Annotated in this window: 11 protein-coding genes; 8 read left to right on the top strand and 3 right to left on the bottom strand. The window is 40.7% G+C overall.

Going from position 1 to position 12992, the window contains the following annotated elements; genetic code table 11:
* Positions 1–2 precede the first annotated feature (2 nt).
* The 8 genes from ACPPVU_RS07555 (at position 3) to ACPPVU_RS07520 (ending at position 9024) form a co-directional block, all read left to right on the top strand.
* Complete coding sequence (locus ACPPVU_RS07555; protein ID WP_426671077.1) at positions 3–947, top strand: efflux RND transporter periplasmic adaptor subunit; 945 nt, start codon at positions 3–5, stop codon at positions 945–947.
* Positions 947–4039: an efflux RND transporter permease subunit gene (locus ACPPVU_RS07550; RefSeq protein WP_426671076.1), complete on the top strand. Its 3093-nt coding sequence runs from the start codon at positions 947–949 to the stop codon at positions 4037–4039. Before ACPPVU_RS07555 ends, ACPPVU_RS07550 begins: the two co-directional genes overlap by 1 nt.
* A 187-nt stretch (positions 4040–4226) precedes the next feature.
* On the top strand, positions 4227–5225 hold the full coding sequence (locus ACPPVU_RS07545) for a fatty acid desaturase (RefSeq protein WP_426671075.1): 999 nt from the start codon (positions 4227–4229) through the stop codon (positions 5223–5225).
* Between the two features lie 45 nt (positions 5226–5270).
* Positions 5271–6107 carry a sterol desaturase family protein gene (locus tag ACPPVU_RS07540; RefSeq protein WP_426671074.1) on the top strand — a complete coding sequence of 279 codons (837 nt, stop codon included), beginning with the start codon at positions 5271–5273 and terminating at the stop codon, positions 6105–6107.
* A gap of 10 nt (positions 6108–6117) precedes the next feature.
* Positions 6118–6738, top strand: coding sequence for a hypothetical protein (locus ACPPVU_RS07535; RefSeq protein WP_426671073.1), 621 nt, complete (start codon positions 6118–6120; stop codon positions 6736–6738).
* Positions 6739–6807: 69 nt separating this feature from the next.
* Positions 6808–7251: a hypothetical protein gene (locus ACPPVU_RS07530; protein WP_426671072.1), complete on the top strand. Its 444-nt coding sequence runs from the start codon at positions 6808–6810 to the stop codon at positions 7249–7251.
* 129 nt (positions 7252–7380) lie between these two features.
* Complete coding sequence (locus ACPPVU_RS07525; RefSeq protein WP_426671071.1) at positions 7381–8292, top strand: hypothetical protein; 912 nt, start codon at positions 7381–7383, stop codon at positions 8290–8292.
* Between the two features lie 108 nt (positions 8293–8400).
* The gene (locus ACPPVU_RS07520) at positions 8401–9024 is read left to right on the top strand and encodes a hypothetical protein (protein WP_426671070.1); all 624 of its coding nucleotides are present in this window, start codon (positions 8401–8403) and stop codon (positions 9022–9024) included.
* A 4-nt stretch (positions 9025–9028) separates the two neighbouring features.
* On the opposite strand, the gene ACPPVU_RS07515 is transcribed toward ACPPVU_RS07520, so the two are convergent.
* The 3 genes from ACPPVU_RS07515 to ACPPVU_RS07505 all read right to left on the bottom strand — a co-directional run bounded on the left by ACPPVU_RS07515 (position 9029) and on the right by ACPPVU_RS07505 (position 12953).
* Entirely contained in the window at positions 9029–10282 is a 1254-nt protein-coding gene (locus ACPPVU_RS07515; protein ID WP_426671069.1) for an NAD(P)/FAD-dependent oxidoreductase, read from the bottom strand.
* A gap of 10 nt (positions 10283–10292) precedes the next feature.
* Positions 10293–11294, bottom strand: coding sequence for a 4-hydroxyproline epimerase (locus tag ACPPVU_RS07510; RefSeq protein WP_426671068.1), 1002 nt, complete (start codon positions 11292–11294; stop codon positions 10293–10295).
* Between the two features lie 81 nt (positions 11295–11375).
* Positions 11376–12953 (bottom strand): aldehyde dehydrogenase (NADP(+)), encoded by a 1578-nt coding sequence (locus ACPPVU_RS07505; RefSeq protein WP_426671067.1) that lies wholly within the window; start codon positions 12951–12953, stop codon positions 11376–11378.
* Positions 12954–12992: the final 39 nt, after the last annotated feature.

Genomic DNA, 12992 nt, shown 5'->3' with positions numbered 1-12992 from the left:
TCATGAAAGGATTAAGTTTTACCTATCCATTAAAATATACGCTGTACGTAGCAGGTATGTCATTGCTTTTATTTTCATGCAAGAGCAAAGCACCTGCAGATGATACTGGCGATAATGTTAAAGCTATAACACCTGTTACAGTTACTACAGTAAATGACACTTCAATGGTAAGTTACATTGAGCTGAACGCGGCCTCAGTTTTTCTTCAAAAAAACTTTGTTAAGGCCAATGTTAATGGTTACATACAATCAGCTAATATCCAGCCAGGGCATTATGTTGAAAAAGGACAATTGTTGTTTACTATAAAAACAAAAGAAGCGCAAAGTATCGGGAATAGTATTAATTCGTTAGATTCTGCATTTAGATTCTCAGGAATCAATACAATAAAAGCACCTTTGCACGGGTATGTTACACAATTAACTCACCAGGCCGGCGATTATGTTCAGGATGGTGAACAACTGGCAGTAATTAGCGACCGTTCAAGCTTTGTGTTTTTAATGCAGCTGCCTTATGAACTGCGCCAGACTGTTAAACTGGATCAAAGTGTACAGCTTACGCTTCCTGATGGTTATAAGCTAACCGGGAAAGTAGCTTCGTTTATGCCAACTGTTGATACTTTATCTCAAACACAGGGTATCGCCATAAAAGTAAATACAGATCGCCAGATACCAGAAAACCTGATAGCCAAAGCCAGGATTATAAAAACAGAAAAAAGCAATACCATTTCATTGCCAAAATCTGCTATTCTATCAAATGAGACACAAACAGAATTTTGGGTAATGAAGATGATCAATCCATCCACGGCAATAAAAACTCCAATTACCAAAGGCATAGAGGAAGGAGATCGTGTTGAAATACTCTCTCCGAAGTTTTCAGCGCAGGATAAGATCTTAGTAAGCGGCAATTACGGTTTAGCGGATACTGCCAAAGTTAAAATTGTGCAATAATGGAGCGTGTAAATAGTTACTTTGTTACCCACCGTAAACCTATAATGATGGTTTTGGCACTCATTATTATGGGTGGCACTTATTGCTATACCAAACTTCAAACATCATTATTTCCGGAGATCACCTTTCCAAAAATCAAAATCATAGCTGATGAAGGGCTACAGCCGGTAAACAAAATGATGATTACCGTTACCAAACCTCTTGAAAATGCAGTTAAACAGGTGCCCGATCTGCAGGTGGTACGCAGTACTACCAGCCGCGGCAGTTGTGAAATTTCTGCCTTTATGAGTTGGGATGCCAATATTGATCTGAGCAAGGAACAAATTGAATCGCAAATTGCAAAAATACGTAACGATCTGCCGGCTGATGTAAATATATCTGTAGAGAAGATGAACCCTTCCATCCTTCCGGTGAGCGGCTATACGTTGGAAAGTCATAATAAATCGCCTATAGAATTAAAACAGATTGCCACATTTACTGTAAAACCTTTTTTATCACAAGTAAGCGGCGTTTCCGAGATCAGGGTTATCGGCGGCAAAACCAAGGAATACTGGCTGGTGCTTAACCGCGAAAAGATGAGCGCGCTGGCATTAACTCCCGACCTGATAAGCACCGCATTGGGGCAAACCAATTTTGTAAAATCAGAAGGCTACCTGTCTGATTATAAAATGCTTTACCTTACCGTTACGGACGCTACCGTAAATGCAAAGGACCAGCTTGAAAACATTGTGATCAGTAATAACCGAAAAAGGATTATACAAATTAAAGATATTGCCAGTGTTGAAATAAGTGAGGGAATTGAATACACAAAAATAAATGCAAATGGGCACGATGGCGTATTGGTTGCTGTTATAAAACAACCCAATACTAATCTTATTACCTTATCAACAGATATGGCTGCCAAGGTAAAGGCGTTGCAAAAGCTACTACCTCCCGGTGTAATTATCAGGCCGTATTATGTGCAGGCTGATTTTGTGAATGATTCTGTAAAAAGTGTTACCGATAGTGTATGGATAGGGCTATTGTTGGCTATCATAGTGGCTATCATCTTCCTGCGTTCAATAAAGGCAAGCGCAACTATTCTGATCACTATACCTGTTACGCTCCTGCTGACACTTTCTGTATTATATGTAATTGGTTACAGTTTCAATATTATGACATTGGGCGCCATTGCGGCGGCTATAGGCTTAATAATTGATGATGCTATTGTAGTGGTTGAACAGATACATCGCACACATGAAGAGCACCCCGAAGAGCCGACCAGGGATTTGCTGAAAAAAGCCATAGATTATCTTTTCCCGGCAATGATAGGTTCATCATTAAGCACCATAGTAATATTTGTGCCTTTTATACTAATGAGCGGGGTGGCCGGAGCCTATTTTAAAGTGATGACAAACACCATGATCATTACACTGGTCTGCTCCTTTTTAGTGACCTGGATAGGGCTACCTGTAATCTATTTAATGCTCACACGCGATAAAAAACCAACGGGCGCCAAAAAAGAAGAAGCACATGTTGTAAAAAAGCAAAAGTGGGTTTCTTTCTTTATACTTAACCCGGTTATCAGTATTGTTATATGTCTGGCGTTAATTGCTGCGATCATCTTTATTCCATCAGGATTACAAACTGGTTTTTTACCTGATATGGATGAGGGCAGCATTGTATTAGACTACAGCTCGCCCCCTGGAACTTCGCTGGAAGAAACTGACAGGATGCTGCGTGAGATTGAAAAAATAATTGTAAAACAACCCGACGTGGAAACCTATTCAAGGCGTACAGGAACACAAATGGGCTTTTTTATTACTGAACCTAACACCGGTGATTACCTTATTCAATTAAAAAAGAATCATGAAAAAACAACTGAAGAGGTAACCAGCGATATACGAAAAGAAATTGCAGGTACACAGCCAGCTTTAAGAGTTGATTTTGGCCAGGTAATAACCGATATGCTGGGCGATTTGATGAGTTCAACCCAACCCATTGAGATTAAAGTTTTTGGTAATGATCAGCAAAAACTCCGTGACCTGTCAAAACAAATAGCAGAGCAAGTTAGCGCTGTAAAAGGCACAGCCGATGTTTTTGATGGAATAGTTATCGCCGGCCCATCCGTAAGCATCGTTCCAAACTACAACAAACTGGCACAATACAATATAACTCCTACTAATCTACAATTCCAGGTGCAAACAGCTTTAGATGGCAATGTGGTAGGTAGTTTATATGAACCCCAACAACTTTCGCCCATACGAATTGTGTACCCGGGTAACAGATATTTGAATATTGCAAGCATTAAAAATCTGACTGTATTTTTACCCAATGGCAAATTAATACCTATAAATCAATTAGCTAATGTTGAATTGAAAGCAGGGGACGCAGAAATAAATCGTCAGGATCTGCAATCAATGGGTGTAATCAGCGCCAGGCTTGAAAATAGCGACTTAGGCACCGTAATACCGGCCATTCAGAAAAACATAGCTCAAAAAGTCAATTTACCACAAGGGTACCATGTAGAATACGGGGGTGCTTATGCCGAACAACAACAGTCGTTTAAAGAACTATTAATTATTCTGATCACCGCAAGTATGCTGGTATTTGGTGTGATCCTTTTTTTGTACAAGCAATTCAGGATAGCATTTTTGATCTTAATAATTGCTGTATTGGGTATCAGTGGCAGTTTTCTTGCATTGTATATTACCAATACACCACTAAATGTTGGTAGCTATACCGGCCTTATCATGATCGTAGGAATAATTGGTGAAAACGCCATATTCACTTTTCTGCAATTTAAACAGCGTACATTAGAAAATATTTGTGATGTCAATGCCGATAGGCGTCAATGTGTTGATGAAGCCATTGTGTTCTCCATTTCTACAAGGCTGCGCCCTAAATTAATGACGGCCCTGGGCGCTATCATTGCGTTAATGCCGTTAGCATTAGGGATTGGGGCAGGCGCACAACTGCATCAGCCACTGGCAATTGCGGTTATTGGCGGGTTCATAGTGGCCTTACCATTACTGCTTATTGTACTGCCAAGTATGCTAAGAATATTGTACCAATCGGGCGAGTTTCATAAGCCTAATCACAACCATTTGTAAAGAATTTGTAAACAAAATGCCAGAAAAACCAAATTTGTTACAGAATTATAGCCTATATTTAGAAACTGGAATTTTAGTGAGCGCCCCTCATAAATTACACTAAATGTAATTTATCCGACATATTACAGTTATTAATATAAATATCTTTAACCAATATTAAACACTCTAAAGCAAAAAGGAAAGAACAATGGCCTCAAAGACCGATTTTATTTACTCTACAGAATCCGAACCACACCGTATACGCACTAAAAAAATTCTGAAACAATTTCCTGACCTGAGAAACCTGATCGGTAAGAATCCATATACCATTTTTGCTATTATTGGCCTTGTGCTTTTCCAGGTGGCAGGCGCTTATTTATTACGTGATCAATCGTGGTGGCTTATTTTTGCCGCAGCTTATTTATTGGGAGCTTTTGCAGATCATGCCTTGTTTGTAATGATACACGAGTGCACACATAAGCTTTTGTTCAAAAACGCCAATGCCAATCGCTGGGCGGCCATGCTTTCAAACTTGCCGCAAATATTACCGAGCGCTATTTCATTTGAAAAATATCATATCAAGCACCACTCTTTTCAGGGCGTGCATGAGTTGGATGCCGATCTGCCCAACAAATGGGAAGCGAAGCTGATCAATAATTATTTTCTGGGTAAAATGTTATGGCTGCTTTTTTTCCCGATATTCCAGATATTCCGTTTATCCCGCTTAAAAGAGATACATCCTGTTGATGGCTGGATCATCACCAACTTCATTTTACAGGCAGCATTTACTACGGCCATATGGTATTTTATGGGGTTTCATGCTATTGGCTTTTTATTTATTAGCTTTTGGTTTTCTGTGGGTTTGCACCCTCTTGGAGCGCGTTGGATACAGGAACATTATTTAACTCACAAAGTTGAACAGGAAACTTACAGCTATTACGGCTCATGGAATACCGTGGCATTCAACGTAGGTTTTCATAACGAACATCATGATTTCCCGTCGATACCATGGAACAAGCTTCCGCAGATAAGAAAGACTGCGCCCGAGTATTATGATACCCTATATTATCACACTTCGTGGACAAAACTATTTTTTCAATTTCTTTTTGATCGTGAAGTGTCACTTTTTAACAGGATATTACGTAAAGAGAGAGGAAGAGTTCCTCTTACAGACGTATCAAAACCTGATATGGAAGTAAAAGTTTAACACAACATTATATATTCGCACCCTGATTAATTTTGCTAACCCCCTATGGCATTGCTACGTCATTTTTTTTCAACTCATGAGGATCTAACCCAGATCATTCTCTACGCAACAGTAATTACATCTTTATGGCTCGCCGAAGTTTTGGTTTCGGCTGATGGCTTAAGATCAAAGTTCAGACATTCGTCGGTCAACCTGATGTTTATTTTCACAGCGTTGCCGATACAGCTTTTATTAACCACCTTTATTATTATTGTATTAAAGTGGGACACTTTCCATCATTGGGGATTGCTTAATCTAATGCATTTCCATACTCATGGAATAATGTATTATATCGTTGCATTTGTATTGATGGACCTTTGCGAGTACACCTATCACGTTATTATGCATAAGATTGATGCATTATGGAGGTTCCACCTGGTACATCACAGTGATCTTAAGGTAGATGTATCCACTACAACCAGAGAACATCCGGTCGAAACATTTGTACGCACAGGCTTTTTAACGCTTTGGGTATTCCTGCTTGGCCCGGTTATCGGGGTATTGATCATCCGGCAGATATTCCAAACGTTCGCAAATATCATTGCGCATACTGAGTTCAGGTTATCAGACAGAGCTAATAAAATCGTCGGTCTGATATTCATCACCCCGAACCTGCATCATGTGCACCACCATTACAGGTTACCTTATACCGATTGCAATTATGGAGATGTATTAAGTATATGGGACAGGATATTCGGCACTTTTAAGGAACTGGATAGAGAAGATACCCATTTTGGTATTGATACTCATATGGATGAGGATGTGAATGGCAAATTTCTGAACGTAGTTAAGATTCCTTTTCAGAAACTGGAACGCAAAAATTATACGGAAGATCATCTCTAAATCAATATTTATGCTATCCACCAGGGGCATTATATTATTGATAACGATCTTCTTTTGCATTTCTGTGTCTACCACATTTGCACAAATCGAAGACATAAGCTCCAGGTTTTATTTCCCGGGTTCTATAGGTATAAGCATGCCTTTTGAAAACATCCACACGCGTTTATATAACGGACTTGCAATAAATACAGCAATTGAATACAGGCCCACTTATATCAATGATATATTTTTCAGGATAAATTATGATGCGTTAAACAATAACTATACAAGTTTTGTGAGCACTATTCCCACTAATATCATACACGGTAAGTTATCAACGGATTTTATAATAGCCGGACCAGGTTATCGTAAAAAATTCGGCAGGTGGGCATTATACGGACTTATCCAACCAGGGCTGGGCATCCACACCTTTGAGCGTGCCGTTAGTACATCCGGCGGCGTTATAATAAATAACATATCCAGTTATAACCTCGCCACAAAAATTGACATCGGGATGGAATATTATATCACCCGGCATTTTGCAGCAGTTTTTGATCCGTCATTTTATAAACTGTTCAACAACAACGGTTTTAATACATCAAACTCAAGGTTTACCGGCTTTAATATTGGTTTAGCTACCACCATACTTTAATAAAAATATTAGCATTTTGCTTGTGTTTTTAAATCCTGTTTGATTATATTTGCTAATATAATTAGCAAAATGGATAAGATCACAACAGCAGAACAGCTAATAATTTTTAGCAGATATATAGGGCAGCAGGTAGTTATAAAAAGCTTATTGAATGATGGTGAAGAGACTATTGGTACGCTAAAAGGTATCAGGCAAAATGCTTTGCTGATAGATATTGACGAGGTGAACCGCTGGATACCTTTGAATGATAATTTTAAGATTTGTGAAGTGAGACTATTGCTGAAACCGTTAAAAAAACTGACCACTCCTATTATTAATACCGCCAATAGCCTGCCTGTACAGGCATTTATGACGCCTTATTATCAACAAATGGGCTTTGATATGCCTGTTTTTATAGCACCGGGCCATAGCGCAAATTGTAAATATGTACAGGAGCTTGATCTTGCTGATTACCGTACCATTGCTGAAATTATTGAAGACAATCAGAAAGTGTTAATTGTACACAGTATGTAATTTTAATACGAACATAAAACATATACCTAATTTGACCGTTAAAAACGGGTCAGACAATTATTTTAAAAATTTTAGTTCCTTTGCCTGATTTTTGAGCTTTAGATTTTAGAGCTTAGGGTTTAATAGTATATGAGCCGGTCGAAAAAAATAAAGATCATACTTCCGATTGTAGTTATCCTGTTCCTGGGAGCGTTTGCCGAACACCGGTATACGCAGCATAAATTGGATATAACCGGCCGTCTGCAAAATAAACAGATGGACGAGATATCGGGTATATCGGCATCGGGTATCCATAATGGCATCTATTATGTTCATAATGACAGCGGCGACACCAGCCGCTTTTTTGCGATTACGCCACAAGGAAATATAAAATCGGTTATTTACTATAAAGGAGACCCAAAAGAACCACTTGGCGCCCGGGATGTTGAGGACATAGCCGTGGGCATTGGTCCTGTAAAAGGTAAAAGCTATGTGTACTTAGGTGATATTGGCGATAATGGTGCCATGCACCCTTATATTACCATTTACCGCCTGGAAGAGAAAAAGTCGTGGATTGGTAAGGACAGTATCATAAATGCCAATGCTGTTCCTCTACATTTAAAATATCCGGACGGCCCCCGCGATGCAGAAACATTAATGGTTGATCCTGTTGAGAAGCTGATCTATATCGTCTCAAAACGCACCGATTCAGTAACCGTTTACTCCACTCCTTTAAATTTTAAGGCTAATGATACGTTGACCCTTACAAAGCGCTGTAAGCTATTTTTCAATGGGTTTAAACCCTTTAAATGGATCACTGCCGGGGACATTTCAAAAGACGGACAGCAGGTATTACTAAAAGATTATGTGAAGGTATATTACTGGAAACGCAGTAATAATGAACCCATCTGGAAAACCATTCAAAACAAGCCTATGGAATTGCCCTACCAGGCAGAAAAACAAGGAGAAGCTATCGGTTTTACGCCTGATGGCAAGGGCTATTATACTACCAGTGAAGGTGTTTTTGCTCCTATCTACTACTATAGTGTGCCGGGTAATTAAATTTACATCCCACAAGCAACCTATTTACCACGATTTCATCTTATAGTTATAAACGACTATTGGACTTGATGCGAAAAAATTACTTATCTTAGTAACAAGCCTTTTCGCATGAACGACCAACTGAAAAAAGACATCAGGACAATAATAGAAGTATCGACTTACCTGTTGGCTTGCTTTACTATAGGATTTATATATGACATCTTCAGCTATTTATTCCTTCTAATTTGGGTTGGATTAATATTTTATAGGATCAATGAAAGGATACAATATCGGCGCGGCAAACGCGCTGATATAATTTGGGTTCCCACGCTAAATGACAACAGTTCAATGATGACCTATGTATCTGCAGGAATATTGTTATTTGCATTTTCATTAATTGGCTGCTTCGCATTCAACATAAAAATCATGTACGCTATTCTTGGCTTTGTTACGGGAATAGTTGCAATCCTGATAGGAATTATTAATACGCCAACAGGATGGATAAAACTCGACCAAAATCTTTTATCTGCTTTTAATTTTGATGATCAAGAGAAATTTGATGAAAAGAAAATCGACATCAGGCAGATAAAGGAAATTGTATTGAGAAATGATACGATCTCCTTTATCAATATTTATGATGAGCGTAAGAAGACCACTTTACTAAACCTGGATCCGTCTTCTGCTGAAGAACTTAAAGAGTTTTTTAGCAAAAACCTCCCTGAAAAAATTGCCTACATTAACGAAGTGCAATAGACAGCTATTGAAACCTATCAACTGCAAACGGATTAATACTCATTTCCGGCTGAGTGCCATTCAACACATCATTAATAATTTTACCCGTGGCTGGTCCCAGGCTCAGCCCGATCATGGCATGACCTGTTGCTACGGCCAGGTTGCTATATTTACCGGATAAACCGATATAGGGCATACCATCCGGCGATACCGGGCGGAAACCAAACCAGATATCCTTCTGCGCCGGAACTTCCGGTTTAAAATTCGGGAAATATTTTGGTACTGATTCCACAATGCCTTTTACCCGGTTCATATTTACCTGGGTGTTGATCTTGCCCACTTCCATAGTACCGCCGTAGCGAATGCTGTTATTCATGGGGGTAATAGCAACTCTTGCCTCACATAATATCGATGGAATGGTCATCCGTTTAGATTCATCCTGTGGTACCATAAACGAATATCCCTTACCCGGCATCAATGGAACACGTAACCCGGCGAGTTTTGCAATAGAAGGTGACCATGCACCACCTGCAACTACGTAAGCATCGCCTATAAATTCCTTATCTGCACTGTTAATTGAAGTTATTCTGCCTCCATCATGAGCAATTTTAACGATCTCGGTATTACGGTGAATGGTCACTCCTTTAGTCGTTTCAAGGTAATTAATCAAACCAGCCATTAATTTATTAGGATATAAATGTGCATCGCAATGATAATGTACCGCACCTAAAATATCTATCTCTACACCAGGCTGTAGTTTACGGCATTCATCCGGGCTTAAATATTGTGCATCAAGACCCAGGTTAGTTGCATGCGCGGCTAGATGCTGCTCTTCTTCGGCCATTTTCGGGCTTTTAAAAAGCATCAGTATCCCCTTATCCTCCAATCCGAAATCAATATTAGAGTCCTTCTCGAATTCCTTATACAGCCTCTTGCTCAGCATGGATATATCCCTTAACGCCCCGGCCGAATGATCCACATGTTTTTTTGTGGCGCTTTTAAGGAATTTTAATCCCCAGCCAACCAATTCGGGATTAAGCGAAGGCTTTACATAAAACGGGCTTTTGCTGTTGAACATCCAGCGTATACCCTGCTCTACCATGCCCGGTGCTGCCAAGGGCACAAAATGGCTCGGCGTGATCATCCCGGCGTTGCCGTACGAACAGTTATCCGACAGGTCCCCCTGATCAATGATCTCTACTTCCCAACCTGATTTTTGCAGATAGTACGCCGAAAAAAGGCCTATAATACCACCACCAATTATAATTGCTTTACTCATTGTTAATTCTCTATATCACCTGGAACCCATAAGCGTAAGGGTCTTCATCGTCAATTTTTATTGTATTGTAACCATACACTCTAGCCCAGCCTTCAATGCTTGGGATGATAGCCGGCTTATCGCCTATTTTCACTTCATCCTCCACCCTGCCGATAAACTGACTGCCTATAATGCTTTCGTGGATAAAAACATCGCCTTTTTTCAGTTTCCCTTTTGCGTGCCATTGTGCCATACGGGCCGATGTTCCTGTTCCGCAGGGTGAACGGTCAATGGCCTTATCACCATAAAAAACAGCGTTACGGCCAGTTGCCTCTGGCGAAATGGTTTTTCCGGTCCAAAGGATATGCGTGCAGGTATTGATGGTCGGATTTTCGGGATGAACGAAAGTATACTTCTTATTTATCCGTTGCCGCATTACCCTGCTCCATGATATCAGCTGATCGGCGGTATAGTTTTCCAGTCCTTTAAAGTTTTCTTGTGGATCAACAATAGCATAAAAGTTACCGCCGTAGCTTACATCAAAAGTTAGCGTACCAAGATCAGGGCATTCTATATCCAGGTTTTCAGCAGCAAGGTAAGCAGGTACATTGGTCAGCTTTACAGATTTTACTTTAGCACCTTCCTGTTTATATTCGATCAAAACTAATCCCGCAGGCGCCTCCATGCGCACAGTGCCTGGTGTTTTTGGGATGATCAGCCCTTCTTCAATAGCAATAGTAATTGTACCGATAGTACCATGCCCGCACATAGGTAAACATCCGCTGGTCTCGATAAATAATACTGCCACATCATTTGCCGGATTATGCGGCGGGTACAAAATACTGCCCGACATCATATCATGTCCCCTCGGCTCAAACATCAGGCCTTTGCGTATCCAGTCGTATTCTTTTAAAAAATGCTGGCGTTTCTCGCTCATGTTCTCGCCTGTCAAATTCGGTCCGCCACCGGCTACCAGTCTAACGGGATTGCCACAGGTATGGGCGTCTATACAAAAAAAAGTTTTACTCGACATTGTTTTTTTAGTTTTGAGTATTGAGTGTTAAGTTTTGAGTAAAAGATTGGATACTGCCTACTCAAAACGCAGAACTGACTACTACTCTTTACTCATTTTATTATCCACCAAACGCCAAATTTTTAGCGGGTTCCCATTTTTTAATTCATCAGGCAATAAGTCATTGCTCCAGTTTTGCCAGCTAACCGGGCGCACAAAACGCTTGATCGCTCCTGTGCCTACAGACGTAAATCTGCTATCAGAAGTTGCAGGAAAAGGGCCGCCATGTTGCATTGCCTGTAATACTTCTACACCGGTCGGAACATTATTCAGCATAACACGCCCGGCAATACTTGTAATACCCTGTATAAGTGATTTGTATTTCACCAGATCGGTGTCATCAGCCACTATACTTGCCGTTAACTGTCCTTGCAGATCATCCAAAACCTGTTGCAATTGCACTTCAAAATCTGCTTCTACCAGCAATGAATATGGTCCAAATACTTCTTCTTTCAATTTAGGGTTGACCAAAAACGACGAAGCACTTACCGTGGCTACTATTGGTTGTGCCTGGTTGGCTTTATCGTTATTCAGATTGCCTTTGCCAATTATGGACACACCCTGTTCTGCCAGCATTTCTGCTGATAACGCTGAATAGTTCTTGCAGATACCCGGCGTAAGCATTGTTGACGAATTGATCTTAGCCAAAGCATCACCCAAAGCTTTTTTAAACTTTTCCAGTCCTGAAGATTTCATCGCTATCAACAAACCCGGATTGGTACAAAATTGCCCCGCACCCAAAGTTATGGATGATGCGTATTGTTCTGCGATCTGGTTGTAACGGCTTTCCAAAGCATCCGGCAATAAGATCACCGGGTTGACGCTGCCCATTTCGGCGAATACCGGGATAGGTTGGTCACGTTGCTGCGCCATTTTGAGCAGCGCTGTACCGCCTTTGAAAGAACCTGTAAAAGTTACGATCTTGGTTTTGGGATGCTTTACCAACGCCTCTCCAATAGTATAGCCGTTATCATAGAGGATAGAAAATACACCTTCTGGCAACTCATGTTTTTGAGCGGCTTTTTTTATAGCCTCTGCTACCAATGCGCTTGTACCCGGATGTGCAGGATGTACCTTAACAATCACCGGGCAACCGGCTGCCAACGCCGAAGCGGTATCGCCACCTGCCACAGAAAATGCCAAAGGAAAATTACTTGCTCCGAATACTACTACAGGTCCCACTGGAATCAGCATTTTACGGATATCCGGACGTGCGGCAGGCTGACGGTCTGGCAAAGCATTATCTATCACTGCTTCCACCCATGAGCCTTCCTCCACCAAATCGGCAAACATGTTCAGCTGACCGGTTGTTCTTCCGCGCTCACCCTGCAAACGGGCTTGCGGTAAACCGGTCTCGGCCATGGCACGTTCTACCAGTTCGTCACCAATGTTGGTGATTCCCTCGGCAATGCTCCGCAAAAAGGCAGCTTTCGTTTTTTTATCGACGTACCGGTAAATAGCAGCCGCCTTTTCTGCAAGATTTAAAGCCGAATCTACATCGGCCGAATCCGCTGTATAAAAATCCCCTGGCAATTGGTTGCCCGTAGATGGGTCGATCGCTCTAAAGCCATTGCCTCTTGCTTCTTTATATTGATATCCTATTAAATTTCCTGTTTCCATAGTTTCTAAACTCTTTTTTGATCAAAAGAGTTTGTTATA

Source organism: Mucilaginibacter sp. McL0603 (genome assembly GCF_049992945.1).
Taxonomy (GTDB): Bacteria; Bacteroidota; Bacteroidia; order Sphingobacteriales; family Sphingobacteriaceae; genus Mucilaginibacter.
Note: the sequence above shows the minus strand (reverse complement) of the source record. Positions and strands in the feature narration are given on the sequence as shown.